This is a genomic window from Bradyrhizobium lupini, from assembly GCF_040939785.1.
Taxonomy (GTDB): Bacteria; Pseudomonadota; Alphaproteobacteria; order Rhizobiales; family Xanthobacteraceae; genus Bradyrhizobium; species Bradyrhizobium canariense_D.
This window is the reverse complement of record NZ_CP162553.1, coordinates 2,635,466-2,654,872: the sequence shown is the minus strand read 5'-3', so window position 1 is coordinate 2,654,872 and position 19,407 is coordinate 2,635,466. Positions and strand designations below refer to the sequence as shown.

The following is a 19,407-nucleotide window of genomic DNA, read 5'->3' as shown; positions in this document are numbered from 1 at the left end:
CCGCGCCCAGTTGCCGGGTTGCCTATTGCCGTGCCGACATCTCGCCGATCAGATCGAGGTCGCTGATTTCCATTCCTGAAAGGACAAGATCCGCAGCACGAACATTGGCTTTCAATTGCTCCACGCTCGTTGCGCTCGGAACGATATGAATGATGGGGGTCTTGGCCAGCAGCCAGGCCAGCGCAATCGCCGCAGGTGAGACCGACCGGGCCGCCGAGATGCGCCAGAGTGGCGCCAACCGGTCGACCAATTCAGCGAGGCGTTCGGCCTGATAGCGTGCGTCCTTGCTGCGATAGTCAGACGGCGCTCGTTGGGCGTTGGGCAGAAGAGGGCGGGCAAGCATTCCGCGGCCCAGCGGCGAGTAACAGACAAACTCGGTCGACGTCCCCAGCAAGTCGGGCAGAAGCGTCGTTTCGGCAGCGCGCTGGATCAGCGAGAACTCGTTTTGAACGAAGGAGATCGGGTGGACGGCTGAGGCGCGACGAAGGGTGTGGGTGTCCGTTGCAGACAAACCAAGGCTCGACACTTTCCCTTGGCGGACAAGGTCCGACATCGTGCCAACAACCTCCTCAATTGGCACGGCTGGATCCGGGCGGTGTTGGTACAGTACGTCCAAATGATCGCGTCGCAAACGCCGGAGCGAACCATCCACTGCCAGGCGGATTGAACCGGGGCTGCTGTCCAATCCGACAATTTTGCCATCACGCAAGCGATAGCCGAACTTGGAAGCTATTTCCACGCGTGTTCGGTGTGCACCCAGTGCGTCGGCGAGCAATTCTTCGTTCAGGTAGGGCCCATACAGCTCCGCCGTGTCGAAATGCGTGATGCCAAGGTCCAGTGCACCGTGGATGATCTTGATGGCCTCGTCGCGAGCGATAGGTCCATAGATGCCGCTCAGCGGCATGCATCCAAGGCCGATGCGACGCAAGGAAGACGGATTGCTTCTCATGAGCTATTTGGACGCGGACAAACGGGTCGCGACACGGTCGATAACCGTCCGGAGGATTTCGGCCTGATTTGACGACGTCAACGTCAAAGGCACCGGCGCAAGGACGTAAGCGAGCTGCTCGATCCAGCGCGCGGCAGCTTTACGAAAGTCAGAGTCCTTGTCTCGCCCTGCACCGAGTTCAATTCTCGGATCGAGCGATGTTTTGATGAATACATCATAGTCGGGCATGTGCGCAGCCACCATGGCTGTCAGGGCGGCCTGGCGCCGCTCACCGATTGTTCGGCCGGTCAATTCGAGCGCCGCCCGCAAATAACCCAGGGCGTCGAGCACCGGGCGATCGACCAGAATAACGTCGGAGGACAGTGACGCTTCAGCCTCCAGACGCATGCATTCGGCCATAATCCACAGTGTGCTTTCGAAGGTGTGATCCCTGAGGATCCGGAATCCCAGAGCCTCTGCCTTGATCGCAAAATCGCCGATGCGGCAGACCCGCAAGTTGAGCTGCTTTAGCTCTGCCTCCAAAGCTTCGAAGAACGACGACTTGCCGGTGGAATGCGTCCCGGTAATGCCGATCTTGACTGGAGGCGAGCTCACAGCAGCGATCCTTGTCGAGGGCCGAGGATATTTGCATCCCTCAGCGCCCTGTCGCGCTCGCTACTGGGCAGAGGCGTGAGCAAATGGATAAGGATCAGGGCCGTGAGGGTCGCATCGTAGAGTGCCGAATGATGGCGCTGTCCGGTGAGCTGTGCAGCCTTGTCAGCGAGCCCAAATTCGGCGCCCAGATTGGCCAGACCGTAAGACGGCAGTTCCGGCTTGAGCGCTTTTGCAAGCGTCAGAGTGTCGAACGCGGCTCGCGGCGTCCAATCAGGCATTGAGCGCTTTAGAATCTCGACTTCGATCTTGACGTTGTGGCCGACGATAGGGGGGCTCCGATCCACATCAGGACGTCGTCGGCGATATCCTCGATCGAGGGGGCGTCTGCGACGTCATCGTCTGTCAGACCATGTATCCGCGTTGCGCTTGGCTGGATCCCGCGGTCGGGCCGAATGAACCAGTGGCGCTTGTTGTCGGTCAATGCGAGATCCTTGACCTCCAGCATGGCCAACTCGACGATTTCGGGCGGGCTTCCGCCGCTGCCTTCAACGTCCACGACCCAGAATTGGTCAGTGTCTACTCCCATCCCAGCTCCGCTCGTCCATGCCGTCCAAATCGGTGAGGGTGGTCCCGATCGTGGACCTGGTAGTTTAGCGTGTGTTGAATGAAATAGCGCTGCTGTTCAGAGCTGTTGCTCAATTCAATTCGACGATGATCGATCGAGATATGGTCCGTCTCCAGCTTGGCGATCGCCGCGAGTTCCGTCACCTGAGAGACCTTCGGCTTTTGATGGACCAGAGCGCATCGCGCGACCTGTTCAGCTGGACAGATATCGCACATCTCTCGAATGCCATAGTGCCCGTTGTAATCGGCGCGATGAAGGACGTAGGCGATCCCGCAGGACGTCTTTCGAAAGAGCGGCCGACCCGCGAATGCATCGATGATGCGTTTCTCCGTCTCCGCCGGCAGGATCTTCCGACGGGCGATCTCGGGATAGACATCGGGTACGCCTGAAAGCCGAAGATGCTCGCGAATCTCAGCGCGATGGAACAGCCCGGTGAAGACGGTGGCACCGGCGAGCGAAGAAAGTGCCAGTGCGCGGCCGATGTGCTGATCGCTGTCGTTGAGCCCCGCGATCAGTGGTCGCCAATACAAAATCGACTTCGTCCTCCTTGCGTGCTCGTGCAAGACTCGCAGCGAGTTTTCAGCGTGAACGCTGTCCACGGGCTCAATTCGATCATCGTCAATGCCCGACCAGGTGACGAGAATCGTCAGTCGCAAATGCTTCAAGCGGTCGAAGCGATGGACGTCCGATGGCTCGATCTTCCATCTGCTGATGACCAGCACGGGATTGGTGAAGTGTCTTTCGTCCAATAGCTCGAGGGTCGCGAACAGATGATCTTTGACCCCCGGCAAGAACGGGTCGGTCGCTCGATTGAAAATCTGAATGGGCGTGGTGTCGGGCCGGAACGCCCAATGGCCGACCAGAAGATCGACTGCCTCATGGTCGCTCACCACCAAATGAGGCTGCTTCATCTCGAAGTTCTGGAACAGATGACGGACGCAGTAGCCGCAGTCCAGCGGGCAGCCTACGACGTGGTTCAGGCTGAGGCCGGATTTTCGATACTCGACCACGTTCTTGAGTGACGCCGGCAGATCGGAAGGGGCAATTCGAAGGCTTGGCACGGTTTTGTCAGGCAATGGCGGGATTCTATCTACAAACGAATGGTATTTGACTATATATGGCAGGTTGTTCCGTCCGCAATGCAGCTCAGCGAAGAATTTCGCCGGCGGCGCCTGTCAGACGGCTAGCGTGATCACGTGTGCGCGGGCATCAAATCATAAACGCAAAAGACGCCAATAGGCGGAAAGTCGTGGTGTTCGAATCGCGCGATAGGAGCCATTATACGGCGGGTTCATCTAGGGATTGCGTATTTTAGGCTGGGCCGCGATGACGGTTTTGAAGGTCGTCGAATAGAACGGATTTTCAGAAGATGTTTGCAGACGATCCCCGCACTGCAAGCTGGTTTCCTATTGTCGCCCTCGAAGGACCGAGCGGAATCGGGAAGTCCACGCTGCTTCACCTGATCTCGGACCGTCTGATCCGAGACGGGATCCGATTTGAGCAGTGCAGCAACAACGATAGCGGCCGTTGGAGCACGGTCATCCGGGAGCTTGCCAGCGCGCCTGACAGGCCTCTGACCCTGGCGCTGGCGACGGCCGCGGCCCGCGCCGAGCTGAGAGAAGGCGCGCACCGGCCGCAGCTTTGCGATCGCTTCGTCGTCTCGACACTTGTTTATCAGCGTTTCGCCGGCCTGCCATTGGAGTACCTGTACGCAACAAATCGCCCTTTGCTCGCGGCATCAGTGACCTTCGTCTTGCGCGTTGATGCGGCGCCACTGCTTGCGCGGCGCGGCTGCCGAGCGCGCAAGCCGGACTGGTTCAAGGATCGGCTCGGGGTTGACGAGGAGGTCGGACTCTACGATCAGGCTACGGCATTACTGACTGCGAACGGTCACGACGTGCGAGTGATGGATGCATCGGGTGACGAAGTGACTTTGGCGGCACAGCTTGCCGCCGAGATAGCGCCGATTCTCCAGAGGAGCGGCGCGTCATGACGGGCGGAGGGGCGATCGAGAGCGACCTCGACCTCGTCCTCGTGAACTCCCCCTGAAGGATTATGACCAGTCGGTGCGGCGAAACGACTTCACGCTACCGACCCTCGGGCTCGCTTATATTGCGACCTGTGCCAACCAGAACGGCTTTTCGGTTCGGGTGCTGGATGCCGAAGCACGGGGCCTTGGCCTTTCCGAGGTTGCCGCCATGCTCAACGAAGCGCGCCCACGCTGGGTCGGCCTGAACCTGCTGGCGCCGACCTACGCACATAGCGTTCACCTTCTGCAACTGCTTGATCCTTCGATATCGGTGATGTTGGGTGGCCACCAGGCCAAAGCGATGCCGCGGGCCATACTCGAGGACTCGCGTATTCCTCGAATTGACGCACTTGTGCTTGGCGAAGCCGAGACGCGGGTTCCCATTCTACTTACGGACGTGAATACCCGGGTGGAGCTGCCAAGCGTCTTTTGGCGCGATGGCGGAAAGCCGATGATGCCCGTCGTGCGCAGCAAGAACCCTTTTCTGCTGGCGCCCGACGTCGATGCCATGCCGTTGCTGGACAGAAGCCATCTGGACCAGGATCCTTACTGGGACGGCGGAGTTCTTGAATCCGCGATGGTCGCCTCGCGCGGATGCCCCTTTGATTGTTCGTTTTGCGGTGCAGCCGTAAGCAGCAATCCCGACGTGACCGTCCGGATGCGAAAGCCAGAGCGCATCATGGAGGAGATCCTCAATCTCAAGGCGCGGCTCGGCGTGCAGCGGGTCAGGTTCGTCGATGACCTGTTCTTGGCGAACCAGCGCCTCATGCGCACGACGCTCAAGGCTTTTGTCGACGCTCGTCTGGACATGAGGTGGGACGCAACGGGACGGATCAACGTACTGGCGGGAGCGCGAGACGAACTGTTCGATCTCATGGTGACTGCAGGCTGCCGCGAAGTTGCCCTCGGGATCGAGAGTGGAAGCGATCGCGTCCTGAGGTACGTGGACAAGAAGATCACGGTGGCCCAGACCGTGCGGGCAGTGACGAGACTTTGCCGGGTGGGGATCGATGTTAAAGGTTATTTCATCCTTGGACTGCCTACTGAGACGCGCGGCGAACATCAGGCGACCTTGGGCCTGGTCAGGCGCCTATGGGACCTGACGGAGGGGATGCCGGGGCGTTTCCGTTGCAGCGTCTTCGAGTACCGGCCTTATCCGGGGACACCGGACTGGCAGCGGCTGGTTGATGCTGGTCGCTTGCCGGCGGCCATGTTGGACTACTCGGACCGGATGGATGACGCGGACTTTCCACCGGATCGGGATGAGTTCAACTTTTCGACGGGTTTGCAGTTTGGCGAAGTGCCGGTCGATGTCATTCGCCGCAATTTGGCGATGATCATGCGGGAGCAGCGATTGCGATGAAGCGGACGACGATTTTGTTCTTGGGACCATGTCGGAAGTTCGATCCGGCGACGTCCAAGCCCTTTCCCGCGTTCTCGCCGAATTCTCGCTCGGGCAAGTTTCTGCGAAACGCGATTGACGCGACGGCGGCGTCGGGCGAGGTCATTCTGCGCTTCGACAACGTCATTCCCCGTGCTCTTTTCGACAAGAAAGGCCGTGAGCGTTACCCAAGTTGCGGCGAACTCGTGGCGGAACTCGAGGGACATGCCCTGTGGCGCCTGGGCAGTTCTGACGTGGTGATCGGACTGAGCGCAATCGTCGGACAGGCGCTCCAGACGGTCCAGAGCGCGCGTTTCGAAGCCGGCTGTCGCTCAGGACCGACGCTGATCCGGCTGGAGCATCCATCCTTCATGATGCGCCGGCCCGTTCACGAGCGAACGGACTATATCCGAAGGTTGCGGGAATGCTTCCATTCGGCCGTTGATGCGGCGATTACTCCGAGAGCCGCCGCGCTGGCCGGCGCCTGAGTGTTGTTCGGCGTGGGGTCCGAATGCCGATCGGCGCCCTAAGCAGACAAACGCCCGAAGAAATCTAGGTCCTCGATTCAATTCTTTGTGGAGTTCTTCCGTTTGCGCGCGTGCGGCTTTCGCCGAACCGGGCTCTCGTGAACCGAGCCGCGTTGCGTCTCGGCCGTGCGGCGTCGATCCCTCGCGCAGGGGATGCGGAGCTCCTCGCCGGGGGCACTCGGAAAAAGGGGCTCGCCTGCGGCGATCGCTATCACTGCCCCGTTCCCGGGTGCCGCTATTGAACCGGTCTCGTCGCTGCACTCGGACCCGCGTGCCCCTTCGGGTCGCTATGCTCACGCTCTCCGGGTGCCATTTTCCCGCGAGGCGATGCGCCCTGGCGCACGCCTGGTCGGGCCTTCGGCCCTAGGTAGCTCAATGCAATTCACATGAACGTCTGATGGAAGGCGGGCTGCGTCGCAGATTTCGCATTCTCTCAGGTAGAGGGGAGAGTCAGAGTGTCGCGCGGTTTTGCCGTGACGGGTTACAGGCTGCGAGAGAGGCTCGCGGCGCCCGTCGCGGAGATCCGCGATGTCCAGACATCATCCTCGGGCGCGCACCGGTGAGGACCGGGCAAGCCTTTATGACGACATCACCAACAAGATCATCGCCGAGCTGGAGGCCGGCCGCGTGCCGTGGGTGCAGCCTTGGGGCACCGCGGCGGCGAAGGCGCCGCTGGCGCTGCCGAAGAGTGCGGCGTCCGGCCGCCAATACAGCGGCATAAACATTTTAATTCTATGGGGAGCGGCGACAGAACACGGATTTACAGGGCAGAGCTGGCTTACATTCCGCCAGGCGCTGTCGCTCGGTGGTCACGTCCGCAAGGGCGAGCGCGGCACGACCGTCGTCTATGCCGACCGCTTTGTGCCGGCCGAGCAAAAGCGCCGCGCGAGCGAGAGCGGTGAGGACGCGCAGGCCATTCCGTTCCTCAAGCGCTTCAGGGTCTTCAACTGTGATCAATGCGACAGGCTTCCTCCGGAGATCGCGACAACGGCGCCGCCTCCGCCGCCAGGGCTGATCGAGCCGCAGGTTGAAGACTTGATCAAGGCGACCGGAATCGACTTCCGCATTGGCGGCAATCGCGCCTTTTATGTGCCGGCGGACGATTATGTGCAGGTGCCCCCACCGCAAGCCTATTTCGAACCGATCAATTGGCACCGGACGGCCCTGCATGAATTGGCGCATGCCAGCGGCCATCCGTCACGCCTCAACCGCGACTTGTCGGGCAGCTTTGGTACCAAGAAGTATGCCTTTGAGGAGTTGGTTGCTGAAATCGCCTCTGCGTTCGGTTGCGCGTCGCTTGGTATCGTGCCCACGGTGCGGCACGCCGATTATATTGGCTCCTGGTTGGAGGTCCTGCGAGAGGATAATCGTGCGATCGTGCGAGCTGCTTCGCAGGCCAGCAAGGTTGCGGACTATCTCCTTGGCTTCCTGCCGGAAGTGGTTGTCGACATCACCACGGAGAGAGCGGATCAGGAAGCGGCGTGAGGTTCTCCTCCGTCGCCGCGAGCACCAGAGTGAGAGGGCAGCGGCGCTTTTCGCGACGGGTTGGAGGCCGAGAGAGGGCTCCCGGCTGCCCGTCGTGGAGAATCGATATGACGAAGGCTGTCCAAAAGATCACGCTGTCCCCCTCATGTGATATTCCGTTCAACAAGCTGGTGCTGAGCCAGTCCAACGTCCGGCACGTGAAGGCGGGCATTTCCATCGAGCAACTCGCCGAAAGCATCGCGAAGCGTACGCTCCTGCAGAGTCTCAACCTGCGGGCGGTGGTGGACGCCGAAGGCAATGAGACCGGCATGTTCGAGGTGCCGGCCGGCGGCAGGCGTTATCGGGCGCTGGAGCTTCTCGTCAAGCAGAAGCGGATGGCAAAGGCCCAGGCCGTTCCTTGTGTCGTGCGCGAGGGGGCATCGCTGAAGATGATTCTCTTGCAGAGAATGACGAGCGGGTAGGGCTTCATCCGCTCGATCAGTTTCGAGCCTTCCGGACCTTGAGTGGCGCCGGCATGTCCGAGGAGGATATCGCTGCTCGGCACCTCGTAACCCCGGCGGTCGTGAAGCAACGGTTGCGATTGGCGTCGGTGTCGCCAAAGCTCCACGACGTCTATGCCGAAGACGGCATGACTCTCGAGCAACTCATGGCCTTCTCTGTAACAGCCGACCACGCCAGGCAGGAGCAGGTCTGGGAGAACGTCAGCCGATCCGGCTATGATGAGCCCTATCAGATCCGGCGAATGCTGACGGAAAATACCGTGCGCGCGTCCGATCGCCGCGTCCAGTTCATTGGGCTGGATGCTTACGAGCAGGCTGGCGGCGGCGTTTTGCGGGATCTGTTCGGGCACGATGATGGCGGCTGGCTGCAGGACGTTGCTTTGCTTGATCGTCTCGTGACAGAAAAGCTCAAGGCCGAGGCCGAGACGATCGCTGCGGAGGGGTGGAAGTGGATTTCGGCCGCCGTTGAGTTCCCCTTCGATCACGCTAGGGCCCTGCGCGAAATCGAGGGCAAACCTGTGGATCTCTCCCCAGAGGAACTGGCCACCATCGACGCACTCAACGCGGAGCAAGCCAAGCTTGAGTCCGACTATCAGGATGCCGACGAATTGCCCGATGAGGTCGATCAGCGTCTCGGCGAAATCGAGGCGGCACTGTTGGCGTTTGAAGACCGGCCGATGATCTACGATCCGGCCGAGATTGCCGGCGCTGGCGTCTTCGTCAGCATCGATTCCGAAGGGCGCCTCTCGGTCGATCGGGGTTACGTCCGGCCGGGAGACGACTTGCCAGCAGCCGAGCCCGATGTCGGGCAAGGCGCCGATACACAGTCGATCGAGGGGAGGGCGGCTGGCGTCCAGCGCGCGGTCATCGCGGTGGCCGGCGGCGCTACTGATACGGAAGAAGATGATGAGGATGGGACGAAACCTCTGCCGGATCGGCTGATCACGGAGCTGACAGCGCATCGCACGCTGGCGTTGCGGAATGCGCTGGCAGAAAATCCTGCGATTGCGTTCCAGGCGGTGCTGCACAACTTCGTGCTGACGGCCTTTTACCGGTTCGCATCGTCCGGAAGCTGCCTTGAGATCCGACTTCGCACGCCGACCTTTCCGGCTCAAGCTCCTGGCTTGAGGGAAAGCGCGTCCGCGAAGGCCGTCGAGGCGCGGCATGAATCCTGGAAGGCATGGTTGCCGGACGGCGAGAATGATCTTTGGAATGCCCTCACAGATCTTGACGGTACCGCACAGGCATCCCTGTTCGCCCACTGCGCGTCATTTGCGGTCAACGCCGTCTATGAGCCGGCCAACCGCTACCATCAGGGCCGCGTCTCCGTCCAGGGCGTTCGCACCCGGCTCGACCAGGCCGATATGCTGGCAGGTGCCGTCGGCCTCGACATGGTTCAAGCGGGGTGGAAACCCTCCGTCGACAACTATCTCGGCCGCGTCACCAAGCCTCGCATTCTGGAGGCAGTGCGGGAAGCAAAAGGCGAATCCTCCGCACAATTGATCGACCACCTGAAGAAGGCCGACATGGCCAAGGAGGCTGAGCGTCTTCTCGATGGTTCGGGCTGGTTGCCGGAGCCGCTGCGTCTCGTCGATCCCAATGCGGCGTCAGGGGAGCAGGAGAGTGAAGCGGGCCCGCTCCCCGAATTCCTCGTCGATAACGAGGATTGGGACAACGCGGCCGACGATGATCCGCAACAGCTCGACGCGGCTGAGTGACATCGTAGAAGGGACGGCTCCGGCCGTCCGGCAATTGCTTGGGGACCGGTGTGTCGCGCCGGTCCCCATTCTTATGGGCGAGGGCTGAGAGGGAGAGCCGGGCCGGGAAGGGTTTGAGCCGTCGGGTCTTAAGGAGAGCGCCTGATGGTTCGACCCATTCCTGCTCTCCGAAAGAACCCTGCCATGACCGAATCTCTCGCCGGCGGCGCTGCCGCCGCGCCGCTCTCGATGCGTGCCGCTGCAAGTCTCACCTCCGCCGCCATCAGGGCCGCCCGACAGCTCTCGACCGATCTCGAGCGCGGCCATCGTATCGATGCCGCTGTCCTACGTAGCGCCATGGAAGCTGCCTTCGGCGCTTCCGACGCCACCGGCGCCTGGAACTGGAAGACCGGCTATGATGTCTGCGAGGTGGCCACCGTTCTGTTCCTTCGCAAATTCGGTCCGGCTATCCGTGTCAAGGCCGGCTCGACGGCCGCGATGCTGCCGATGCTCGCGAGAATCGCGCGCTGTCTGCCGACCCACACGCGGCGCTCCGAGGATAGCCAAGCTCTTCAACAATTCTCGACGCCGATCCCGCTGGGGCTTGCCGCATCCACCGCGGCCGGCATCACGTCGTCCGACCGGGTTTTGGAGCCTTCCGCGGGGACTGGCTTGCTCGCCATCTTTGCCGAGTTCGCCGGCGGCGCCTTGGTACTGAACGAGCTGGCCGAGACCCGCGCGGCGTTGCTCGACCAACTGTTTCCCGACGTTAAGGTCACCCGGTTCGACGCCGCCCAGATCGATGATCACCTCGATGCGCGTGTCGTACCGAGCGTCATCCTGATGAACCCGCCGTTCTCGGCATTGGCGAACGTCGATCGATGGATGACGGACGCGGCATTCCGGCACATCGCCTCGTCCTTGGCGCGTCTTCGCGACGGTGGCCGTCTGGTCGCCATCACCGGCGCGAGCCTTGCGCCGGACAATCCGGCGTGGCGAGATGCCTTCGTTCGCCTCCAGGAGAGCGGGCGGGTGGTATTTTCTGCCGCCATCGATGGCGCAGTCTACGCGAAACACGGAACGCAGACCGACACACGACTGCTGGTGATCGACAAGCAGCCTGCCGCAAATCCGAAAGTCCTTCTGGCCGCGCAGGGCATGGCTGGCGACGTCGCCACGTTGCTCGACTGGGTGAGCCAGCACGTGCCCCCGCGGCTGCCGCTTGCGACCCCCGTCGCGGTTGACGTCGACAGGCGCCCCGCGACGCCGCGGCCGATCGGTGCCTTTGCACCACGCCGATCGTCCACGTCGGGAGAGAGGGCTCCAGAGGGCATCGAACTCACCTACGAGACGGTCGAGTGGACACCTCCGGAATGCGCCCGGCTCACCGACGCGCTTTATGAGGAATACGCGCTACAGACGATCCGTATTCCGCACGCGCATGCGCATCCGACCAAACTCGTGCAGTCCGCCGCGATGGCCTCGGTCGCGCCGCCGAAGCCGTCTTACCGGCCACATCTGCCGGCCAATGTCGTGGCGGACGGCATCCTGTCCGACGCCCAGCTTGAGAGCGTCATCTATGCCGGCGAGGCGCATTCCGAGTTTTTTGCGCGCTCCTGGACGGTGGATGCGACCTTTGACGGTGTGGCGGCTGCACGCGACGATGCAGAAAATGCCGTGCGTTTTCGCCGCGGCTGGTTCTTGGGCGACGGCACCGGCGCGGGCAAGGGGCGGCAGGTCGCCGGCATTCTTGTCGACAATTGGCTCAAGGGTCGGCGCCGTGCCGTCTGGATGAGCAAGTCCGACAAGCTGATCGAAGACGCTCAGCGCGACTGGTCCGCGCTCGGCATGGAGCGGCTGCTCGTGACGCCGCTGTCACGTTTCCGCCAGGGCACACCGATCCGGCTTGAGGAAGGCGTCCTATTCACCACCTACGCTACGCTGCGCACCGATGAGCGCGGCGAGAAGCTTTCGCGCGTGCGGCAGATCGTTGAATGGTTGGGCTCCGACTTCGACGGAGTAATCGTCTTCGACGAGAGCCACGCCATGCAGAACGCGGCAGGCCAGAAGGGCGAGCGCGGCGACCAGGCTGCGTCTCAGCAGGGGCGTGCGGGCCTGAGGCTCCAGCACGCCTTGCCGAATGCCCGTGTCGTCTATGTCTCGGCGACGGGTGCCACGACCGTGCACAATCTGGCTTACGCTCAGCGGCTGGGATTGTGGGGCGGCGCCGATTTCCCGTTCGCGACCCGGGCCGAGTTCGTCCAGGCAATCGAGGAGGGCGGCGTCGCGGCCATGGAGGTGCTTGCGCGCGACCTCAAGGCGCTCGGTCTCTACGCGGCGAGGTCTCTATCCTACGAGGGCGTCGCGTACGAGCTCGTCGAGCACCAGCTTACGCCCGAGCAGGTTCGGATCTACGACGCCTACGCCGGCGCGTTTAGCGTCATCCATAACAACCTCGATGCGGCACTGCGGGCCGCCAACATCACCGGCGAGACCGGCACGCTGAACGGCCAGGCTAAATCGGCCGCGCGATCCGCTTTTGAGAGCGCCAAGCAGCGCTTCTTTGGCCACCTCCTGACCTCAATGAAAACGCCGTCGTTGATCCGCTCGATCGAGCATGATCTCGACGCTGGCCATGCCGCCGTCATCCAGATCGTCTCGACGGGCGAAGCGCTGATGGAGCGCCGTCTCGCCGAGATCCCCACCGAGGACTGGGGCGACGTCCAGGTCGACATCACCCCGCGCGAATATGTCCTCGACTATCTCGCCCATTCCTTTCCGGTCCAGCTCTACGAGCCCTTCACGGACTCGGAGGGCAATCTCTGCTCCCGGCCTGTTTATCGCGATGGGCAGCCGGTCGAGAGCCGCGAGGCGGTAGCCCGCCGCGACCGCCTCATCGAGAAGCTTGCCTCGCTGCCGCCGGTGCCTGGCGCGCTGGACCAGGTCGTCCAGCGTTTCGGTACCGATATGGTCGCCGAAGTGACCGGCCGCTCGCGCCGCATCGTTCGCAAGGGCGACCGGCTGATCGTCGAAAACCGAGCCGCTTCGGCCAACCTCGCCGAGACGTCGGCCTTTATGGATGACGTCAAGCGGATCCTCGTGTTCTCCGACGCGGGCGGCACTGGGAGAAGCTACCATGCCGAGCTGTCGGCGCGGAATCGCCGCTTGCGGGTCCACTATTTGCTCGAGCCTGGCTGGAAGGCGGACGCCGCGATCCAGGGGCTCGGCCGCACCAACCGGACCAACCAGGCGCAGCCGCCGCTGTGTCGTCCCATTGCAACCGACGTCAAGGCCGAAAAGCGCTTTCTCAGCACCATTGCGCGCCGGCTCGACACGTTGGGCGCCATCACCCGCGGCCAGCGCCAGACCGGAGGGCAGGGCCTGTTCCGGCCCGAGGACAATCTGGAAAGCCAGTACGGCCGCGATGCGCTGTGCCAACTCTACACGCTACTGGCGCGCGGCAAGGTCGAGGGCTGCTCGATCGAAAGCTTCGAGGATGCGACCGGCCTGAAGCTGACGGACGCCAACGGTCTCAGGGATGACCTGCCGCCGATCACGACGTTCCTGAACCGGTTGCTGGCGCTCACGATCGAGCTTCAGAACATCCTGTTCACCGTCTTCGAGCAGCTCTTGACCGCTCGCATCGAGGGCGCGGTTGCCTCAGGCACCTATGACGTCGGGTTGGAAACGCTCCGCGCCGAGAGCTTTGTCCTTACCGACCGGCGGACGATTTATGTCCATCCCGGTACTGGCGCCGAAACCCGGCTGCTCACGATCACCCAGCGCCAGCGTAATCATCCCGTGAGCCTCGATGATGCTCTTGGTCCTCTTTCCGATCGCAATTCCGTCCTGCTGGTCAATGAGCGCTCGGCACGAGCCGCCGTGCAGGTCGCGGCGCCGAGCACCATGCTCGACGACGGCGAGATCGAGCGGCGCGTCCGCCTGATCCGGCCGATGGAGCAGCACAACGTTCCCTTGAACATCATGGCAGAGAGCCATTGGGTCGAGGCAGATCGTGAACGCTTCGCCGCGGCCTGGCTCGCCGAGCTTGCCGACGTGCCCGAGTACACGGACAGCACGATCCATGTCGTGGCGGGCTTGCTGCTCCCGATCTGGAAGCGGCTGCCGAACGAATCGACCCGCGTCTATCGGCTTCAAACCGACGCGGGCGAGCGGATCATCGGCCGCAAGGTCTCGGCGACCTGGGTCGCGAACGCCCTTGCGGCTGACGTGCCGGCGTTGACGCCGGACGCTGCCTTTGCCGCACTCGTGGAGGGACGGACCGTCCTCGAGCTTGCGGAAGGACTCCAGCTCCGCCGCGTCCGGGTGATGGGCACACACCGCATCGAACTGTCTGGGTTCAACGACATGATGCGCGACCGTTTGCGGGCCTACGGCCTCTTTGGAGAGATCATCTCCTGGAAGCTGCGCATGTTCGTGCCCACGGACGCGAGCGGCGTCGAGATCCTGTCGCAGGTGCTCGACACCTATCCGGTCGCGCGCATCGCTGAGCGGGAGGCCGCGTGATGTCCCGCGGTGCCTCTGAGCTGGCATGCCGCCTCGCGCGCGAGGTCGAGGCGGTGTGCCGATACTATCTCTCCAATGGTAAGCGGGCGGGGCGGTACTGGTTGGTCGGCGACGTCCATAACACCCCGGGCCGCTCGTTGTTCGTGCGGCTTCAGGACTCACCGAAGGGCCCCGCCGGCAAGTGGACCGATGCTGCGACCGGCGAGCATGGTGATCTCCTTGACATCATCCGCGAGAGCTTGGCCTTGCGAGACTTTCGTGAGGTAGCCGAGGAGGCGAGGCGCTTTCTCAAGCTTCCTCGTTCTGAGCAGCAACTGACCGCGAAACCCGTTCGTTCGCCTGCGCCGACCGGATCACAAGAGGCGGCTCGTCGGCTCTTTGCGATGTCCAGACCGATTGAAGGGACGGTAGCCGAGAGGTGCTTGCAGCGTCGCGGAATAGACCGCATCCACCATGGTGGCAGTCTGCGCTTCCACCCACGCTGCTACTATCGGTCGGACGACCATCTGCCGACCGAGACCTGGCCGGCGATGATTGCCTGCGTCACGGACCCTGATGGGCGGATCACTGGCGTACATCGCACCTGGGTTGACCCGGACGGCTTTGATCGCGTGCGGCTCGGCAAGGCTCCGATCGACACGCCACGACGCGCGATGGGCGACCTGCTCGGCAACGCCGTTCGGTTCGGTGTGGTGGGTGATGTGCTCGCTGCGGGGGAGGGTATCGAGACCATGCTGTCGCTGCGCTACGTGCTACCGACGATGCCGATGGCGGCCGCGCTTTCGGCTCATCACCTCGCAGCCATGTCGCTGCCGTCTAGCCTGCGCCGGCTCTACATCGCCCGCGACGCCGATGCCGCCGGAGATGCCGTGCAGGCGATCCTTACCCAGCGCGCGACAGACGCCGGCATTGAAGCGATCGCGCTGTCGCCTCGGTTGGGCGACTTCAACGAAGATCTGCACATCTTCGGGCTCGATGCCCTCCGAGCAGCCTTGCGGTTTCAGCTCGTGCCAGAGGACGTCGCTCGCTTCCTGCATTCGTCCACGGTGGCCGCGGAATAGCTCCCGTCTTGAATCGACGTTGATAGGCTGGTCATAGGTGAGGCCAATACCGGAAGAGGACGCGACCTCGGCCTTCTAGAGGGCGATCGGACGGCAAGCGGCCCGGGCCGGCAATGGCTGCGTCCCGCTATTTTCCGCCGCGCGCCAGGCATGTGAAGACACATCATGCGGTTGGCCGCGCGCTTTGCATCGCGAAGCAAAATAGTCGGCCTCCGCCATCCTCCGCTGCCGCTTCGGCCCTATCGGGTTCTGGCCCGGTCCGCACGCCGTCAGAGGATCGCCACGAAGGCCGCGATGGTCGCGGCCGATCCAGCACAGGATCTCTTCCCATGACCGACCATGACGACATCGAACCGCCGCATGCCTCTTCTCCAACCGACCACGTCCTCACCGAATTACAGCTGTTCGGCTATCGTCCCTTCGACGACCAGCCCGATACACGGCCGCTGCCCGAGGGCAAGATGATCGCCGGCGCTGTTGCCGATATCTTTGACGCCCTGGTTGCGACCCTGAACGACACGCGGCTTGAGCCGGACCTTGACAATCTGCTCTGGTCGACCGTCAACCTGTTCCATCGTGCCCTCGATCGCATCGAACGACTGCTCGATGACAACGAACAAGCGCAGCGTAAGAGCCAACGCGAGCAGAACGGCTCGGAAGTGCGATCGGTCGAACTCGAGCGCCTGACGGCCGAAGGCATCTCGCTGATCGAGCGCCGCAATTGCCTGGAGCTATTCCGCGACCAGGCCATCGAGCGATTTGAGATCCACACCGGCTCGGCCTGGCGTCCTCGGTCGGGATCATTGGTCAATCACCGAACGCTCACCGCGGCAATGATCGACTCCGCGACTTCATCGCAGCAAAACGCCGCGCCGAGACTGAGGTCATGTTGCCGCCGGGGCCGAAGATCGCACTCACTGGCGGGCTCGATTTCAACGATCATCACCTGATCTGGGATCGGCTCGACAAGGTCCATGCCAAGCATCCCGACATGGTGCTCCTCCATGGCGGCTCCCCGAAAGGCGCTGAACTGATCGCTGCGAAATGGGCGACCAATCGCAAGGTACCTCAGATCGCCTTCAAGCCTGACTGGACGAAACATGCCAAGGCAGCCCCCTTCAAGCGCAACGACGCCATCCTCGAACTGCTGCCGATCGGCGTCATGCATTTCCCGGGCACGGGAATTCAGGACAATCTCGCCGACAAGGCGAAGCGGCTCGGCATTCCCGTCTGGAAGTTCGGCGGCGCATGAGCGCCGCCTTCCCGCCTCACGGCGTCAAAGCGGAGTTGCACGCCGCAACTCCGCCCAGTTTCGTTTTTACATCCAGAACTGCGCCGTGGTGGTGGTGGAAGGCGCGATTGATAAATCCATGCACATGGAGGCCACCGCCATGCTCGCCATTGGGCTTGTTCTCAACACACTCGGTATCGGTTTGTTTTGCTGGGCCATCTTTGCGCTCGCGGTGTACGCTTTGCCATTTTTCGTCGCACTGAGTGTCGGGATGTTGGCATTTCGTCATGGCGCGGGCGTCTTCGGCGCACTGCTTATCGGAATTGCTTCTGGCGCGCTGACGCTTGCCGCTGGTCAGGTCGCCGTCGCCGTCAGTCGGTCCTTGACCTTGCGCGTCGCGATCGCAGCCGCATTCGCGGTCCCTACGGCAATCGCTGGCTATCATGTGGTGTTTGCCTTGTCGCAGATCGGAGTGCCTTCGCTGGCCTGGCGCGAGGCCTTCGCTTGCGGAGGTGCGGTTTGCATCGGCGGCACGGCATGGACGCGCTTGACCGTGTTTGCGGAGACCCGCCCGTTGGAGTCGGGCCGGGTGGTGGAGAATATATCTCGATCAGTTCTCACAGCCACCACGCATGAGCGATGACGCTTCGTTGCCATCGTCGGTCGAGCAAGGTCGCACAGGGCGGCACGTTGAACAGGGGATACGCCGAGCTTGAGCGAGAGGTAGCCGCGCTTCTCCTGGGAGCGCTTTAAGCAAGCCATACCAATTTCTGTCTGGCCCACATAGCTGCGGTGGAGCGGCGCGCCACGCTCGATCATGCCATCCGGGACGATACTGCCCTTTGCGGCAAATTGTTTCTCCTTCTGCGCCGAACGTACCAACCCCTTGTCCAGCAGAATCGAGTTTCGCCAAGTCTTCTCCTCAAGATTGCGGTTCAGCACGCGGACCACGTGACCTCTTTGATGGCTTGATCTGGCCGAAGACCGGCTGCGCCTCGATCGTCTGAGCCGCAACGCCGTTGCTGCGACTTTCTTCCCCTGGGCTTCGCCCATTCCTCGCGAGACAAGAAAGTCGCCGCAACAACGTCCTCCGCTGCGCTTCGGCCCGCGAGCGGGTGCGTCGCCGATCGTCTTCGACCTCTAGATCGCCATCGAGGCCGTGGTGGTCGCGGGCTCGAAGCACAACAGGAGAAGTGACATGGCTAACATCGGTTCTTTCAAGAAGGTCGGCAACGACTTCCAGGGCGAGATCGTCACCCTGAGCCTGCAGGCCAAGGGCGTCCGTATCGTCGCCGAGACCAATCGATCCAACGATAACGCTCCCAGCCACCGCATCTACGTGGGCCGGGCTGAGATCGGGGCAGCCTGGTCGAAGCGCTCCGAAGAGGGACGCGACTACCTCTCGCTCAAGCTCGACGACCCCTCGTTCAACGCGCCGATCTACGCGAACCTGTTCGATGAGGAAGGCGGCGAAGGCTACACCTTGCTCTGGTCGCGGCCCCGCAAGAACGGCGAGTAAGATCGCTCCACCAAGCCCCGTCCGGTCCGCCGGGCGGGGCTTCCTAAACTCCTACCCAGTGCGCGCATCGACCGACAGGCCGTTGCGCCATTGTGCTAGGTTTGATTGCTGCGCAGCTGACGGGCAACTACATTTGATGAGAGGCCGGCGCGTCATCTCTGAGGCGCGATTTGCGAAGGTGCCGGTCTCGTTTGGCCGAATCAACTCTTGCGGCCTGATTACTTTCGCTTGGCAGGCTTCGATCGCTCGTTTCGCGCCTCTTCGTCCGGGAGGACGAGATCAACGTGGCTAATGCCCAACGTGCTGGCGAGTTCAAACAAGGTTACTACGGTTGGATTGCGGCGCCCACGTTCCAGGTCACTGATATACTGTTGGGTGAAACCGGAGTTTTCGGCGAATTTCTCCTGCGTGAAGCGCTTCTGCTTCCGCAGTCTTGCGAAATTTCGGCCGACCAGCTTGCGCATGTCCATTAGCGCAAATTGCGTCTTTACATACTACGAGGTTTATCTCCTATAGTATGTATTTCTCGGTCCTCGCTGGCCGGCCGGCCCGGAATGGGGCTAAATTGGACGCTTAAACAATTTCGGCCGTTCAGAGAGGTTAGAATCATTCGCTGTTTGCTGGGATGGTCATGACGAAGCCGCAGCTAGATCCTGATGTCGCCGATGTCGCGCCGCATGAGCCGGTGCTGACGACCTATGATGAGCAGCACCTCGTGACGTATTGGCGACTTCTTGATGCCGAAGCCGATGGCGCGGACTGGGAAGAAGTGACCCGGATCGTGTTGCACATCGATCCCGATCGTGAACCGGATCGCGCTCGCAATGCGTTTGATAGTCATCTGGCCCGCGCAAAATGGATGGCAGACCACGGCTACCGCGACTTGCTTCGCGGCGGCGCGCCTAAATAGCAAAATCTGTCATGAAGAATTCGTACCCGAGAACAGATTTCCCCGCTGACGCGTGATCGCCTGCAGGCATCACGCAATGCATAATTGGCGACTTCCACAACAATCCCAAGCTTCATAGACATTGCGCCGCAATCGTCTTACAGCAGGGGATCACAGCAATGTCCGAGTTCGACTGGCGCTCACCAGAGGCGTATCAGCACGCTATCAAGTCGGGCGAGATGGAGGATTTCGCCTGGGAGTCACTGCGGCGCAGCTCCAACTATCGGGCTTCCTATCGTGAAAATCGATCGCAGATGACCTCCGAATTCCGAAGGAAATGGGGCATCTGCTTTCGCCCATGACCCGCAGGGGTCCTTTCACCAACAGACTATC

Annotated in this window: 16 protein-coding genes and 3 pseudogenes; 12 read left to right on the top strand and 7 right to left on the bottom strand. The window is 62.1% G+C overall.

The window, feature by feature from the left end; genetic code table 11:
• Positions 1-22 precede the first annotated feature (22 nt).
• Genes AB3L03_RS12690 through AB3L03_RS12670 form a run of 5 tightly spaced genes read right to left on the bottom strand, consistent with a single transcriptional unit; the run spans position 23 to position 3,244 of the window.
• A complete protein-coding gene (locus tag AB3L03_RS12690; protein WP_368508716.1) occupies positions 23-904 on the bottom strand; it encodes an aldo/keto reductase in 882 nt (293 codons plus the stop codon).
• Positions 905-952: 48 nt separating this feature from the next.
• Positions 953-1,543, bottom strand: coding sequence for an AAA family ATPase (locus AB3L03_RS12685; protein WP_368508715.1), 591 nt, complete (start codon positions 1,541-1,543; stop codon positions 953-955).
• Complete coding sequence (locus AB3L03_RS12680; protein ID WP_368508714.1) at positions 1,540-1,821, bottom strand: hypothetical protein; 282 nt, start codon at positions 1,819-1,821, stop codon at positions 1,540-1,542. Before AB3L03_RS12680 ends, AB3L03_RS12685 begins: the two co-directional genes overlap by 4 nt.
• Before the next feature lie 8 nt (positions 1,822-1,829).
• Entirely contained in the window at positions 1,830-2,129 is a 300-nt protein-coding gene (locus tag AB3L03_RS12675) for an exonuclease domain-containing protein (RefSeq protein ID WP_368508713.1), read from the bottom strand.
• Positions 2,120-3,244, bottom strand: a complete 1,125-nt coding sequence (locus tag AB3L03_RS12670) for a radical SAM protein (RefSeq protein ID WP_368508712.1) — start codon at positions 3,242-3,244, stop codon at positions 2,120-2,122. The genes AB3L03_RS12675 and AB3L03_RS12670 overlap by 10 nt, the downstream gene beginning before the upstream one ends.
• Positions 3,245-3,537: 293 nt before the next feature.
• On the opposite strand from AB3L03_RS12670, the gene AB3L03_RS12665 reads away from it, so the two are divergent.
• From AB3L03_RS12665 to AB3L03_RS12625, 9 genes and pseudogenes are all read left to right on the top strand, one after another.
• A complete protein-coding gene (locus AB3L03_RS12665; protein ID WP_368508711.1) occupies positions 3,538-4,161 on the top strand; it encodes a dTMP kinase in 624 nt (207 codons plus the stop codon).
• A gap of 73 nt (positions 4,162-4,234) precedes the next feature.
• Complete coding sequence (locus tag AB3L03_RS12660; RefSeq protein WP_368508710.1) at positions 4,235-5,560, top strand: radical SAM protein; 1,326 nt, start codon at positions 4,235-4,237, stop codon at positions 5,558-5,560.
• Positions 5,557-6,066 carry a hypothetical protein gene (locus AB3L03_RS12655; RefSeq protein ID WP_368508709.1) on the top strand — a complete coding sequence of 170 codons (510 nt, stop codon included), beginning with the start codon at positions 5,557-5,559 and terminating at the stop codon, positions 6,064-6,066. Before AB3L03_RS12660 ends, AB3L03_RS12655 begins: the two co-directional genes overlap by 4 nt.
• A 567-nt stretch (positions 6,067-6,633) precedes the next feature.
• Complete coding sequence (locus AB3L03_RS12650; RefSeq protein ID WP_368508708.1) at positions 6,634-7,590, top strand: ArdC family protein; 957 nt, start codon at positions 6,634-6,636, stop codon at positions 7,588-7,590.
• Between the two features lie 107 nt (positions 7,591-7,697).
• Positions 7,698-9,808 (top strand): annotated as a pseudogene (locus AB3L03_RS12645) (ParB/RepB/Spo0J family partition protein).
• A gap of 183 nt (positions 9,809-9,991) precedes the next feature.
• A complete protein-coding gene (locus AB3L03_RS12640) occupies positions 9,992-14,314 on the top strand; it encodes a strawberry notch-like NTP hydrolase domain-containing protein (protein ID WP_368508707.1) in 4,323 nt (1,440 codons plus the stop codon).
• Entirely contained in the window at positions 14,314-15,375 is a 1,062-nt protein-coding gene (locus AB3L03_RS12635) for a toprim domain-containing protein (protein WP_368508706.1), read from the top strand. Before AB3L03_RS12640 ends, AB3L03_RS12635 begins: the two co-directional genes overlap by 1 nt.
• Positions 15,376-15,704: 329 nt before the next feature.
• Positions 15,705-16,627 (top strand): annotated as a pseudogene (locus AB3L03_RS12630) (DUF2493 domain-containing protein).
• A 139-nt stretch (positions 16,628-16,766) separates the two neighbouring features.
• Positions 16,767-17,249 (top strand): hypothetical protein, encoded by a 483-nt coding sequence (locus AB3L03_RS12625; RefSeq protein WP_368509045.1) that lies wholly within the window; start codon positions 16,767-16,769, stop codon positions 17,247-17,249.
• Positions 17,250-17,314: 65 nt separating this feature from the next.
• Here the strand turns inward: AB3L03_RS12625 and AB3L03_RS12620 are convergent.
• Positions 17,315-17,410 (bottom strand): annotated as a pseudogene (locus AB3L03_RS12620) (DUF736 domain-containing protein); the annotation flags it as partial.
• A gap of 394 nt (positions 17,411-17,804) precedes the next feature.
• On the opposite strand from AB3L03_RS12620, the gene AB3L03_RS12615 reads away from it, so the two are divergent.
• Complete coding sequence (locus tag AB3L03_RS12615; RefSeq protein ID WP_368508705.1) at positions 17,805-18,125, top strand: DUF736 domain-containing protein; 321 nt, start codon at positions 17,805-17,807, stop codon at positions 18,123-18,125.
• 218 nt (positions 18,126-18,343) lie between these two features.
• Here the strand turns inward: AB3L03_RS12615 and AB3L03_RS12610 are convergent, their stop codons facing one another.
• Complete coding sequence (locus AB3L03_RS12610) at positions 18,344-18,589, bottom strand: helix-turn-helix domain-containing protein (RefSeq protein ID WP_368508704.1); 246 nt, start codon at positions 18,587-18,589, stop codon at positions 18,344-18,346.
• A 167-nt stretch (positions 18,590-18,756) separates the two neighbouring features.
• Between AB3L03_RS12610 and AB3L03_RS12605 the strand changes: the two genes are divergently transcribed.
• Both AB3L03_RS12605 and AB3L03_RS12600 read left to right on the top strand, forming a co-directional pair.
• On the top strand, positions 18,757-19,035 hold the full coding sequence (locus AB3L03_RS12605; RefSeq protein WP_085383655.1) for a DUF2285 domain-containing protein: 279 nt from the start codon (positions 18,757-18,759) through the stop codon (positions 19,033-19,035).
• Between the two features lie 158 nt (positions 19,036-19,193).
• The gene (locus tag AB3L03_RS12600; protein ID WP_085383625.1) at positions 19,194-19,376 is read left to right on the top strand and encodes a DUF6499 domain-containing protein; all 183 of its coding nucleotides are present in this window, start codon (positions 19,194-19,196) and stop codon (positions 19,374-19,376) included.
• The last annotated feature ends 31 nt before the right edge of the window (positions 19,377-19,407 follow it).

Excerpts from the sequence above, each read along its gene's own strand:
- AB3L03_RS12615 (WP_368508705.1), top strand. The coding sequence starts at position 17,805 with ATGGCTAACATCGGTTCTTTCAAGAAGGTCGGCAACGACTTCCAGGGC.
- AB3L03_RS12690 (WP_368508716.1), bottom strand. The coding sequence starts at position 904 with ATGCCGCTGAGCGGCATCTATGGACCTATCGCTCGCGACGAGGCCATC.
- AB3L03_RS12600 (WP_085383625.1), top strand. The coding sequence starts at position 19,194 with ATGTCCGAGTTCGACTGGCGCTCACCAGAGGCGTATCAGCACGCTATC.
- AB3L03_RS12655 (WP_368508709.1), top strand. The coding sequence starts at position 5,557 with ATGAAGCGGACGACGATTTTGTTCTTGGGACCATGTCGGAAGTTCGAT.
- AB3L03_RS12650 (WP_368508708.1), top strand. The coding sequence starts at position 6,634 with ATGTCCAGACATCATCCTCGGGCGCGCACCGGTGAGGACCGGGCAAGC.
- AB3L03_RS12635 (WP_368508706.1), top strand. The coding sequence starts at position 14,314 with ATGTCCCGCGGTGCCTCTGAGCTGGCATGCCGCCTCGCGCGCGAGGTC.
- AB3L03_RS12625 (WP_368509045.1), top strand. The coding sequence starts at position 16,767 with ATGCTCGCCATTGGGCTTGTTCTCAACACACTCGGTATCGGTTTGTTT.
- AB3L03_RS12605 (WP_085383655.1), top strand. The coding sequence starts at position 18,757 with ATGACGAAGCCGCAGCTAGATCCTGATGTCGCCGATGTCGCGCCGCAT.
- AB3L03_RS12610 (WP_368508704.1), bottom strand. The coding sequence starts at position 18,589 with ATGCGCAAGCTGGTCGGCCGAAATTTCGCAAGACTGCGGAAGCAGAAG.
- AB3L03_RS12675 (WP_368508713.1), bottom strand. The coding sequence starts at position 2,129 with ATGGGAGTAGACACTGACCAATTCTGGGTCGTGGACGTTGAAGGCAGC.
- AB3L03_RS12680 (WP_368508714.1), bottom strand. The coding sequence starts at position 1,821 with ATGCCTGATTGGACGCCGCGAGCCGCGTTCGACACTCTGACGCTTGCA.
- AB3L03_RS12640 (WP_368508707.1), top strand. The coding sequence starts at position 9,992 with ATGACCGAATCTCTCGCCGGCGGCGCTGCCGCCGCGCCGCTCTCGATG.
- AB3L03_RS12665 (WP_368508711.1), top strand. The coding sequence starts at position 3,538 with ATGTTTGCAGACGATCCCCGCACTGCAAGCTGGTTTCCTATTGTCGCC.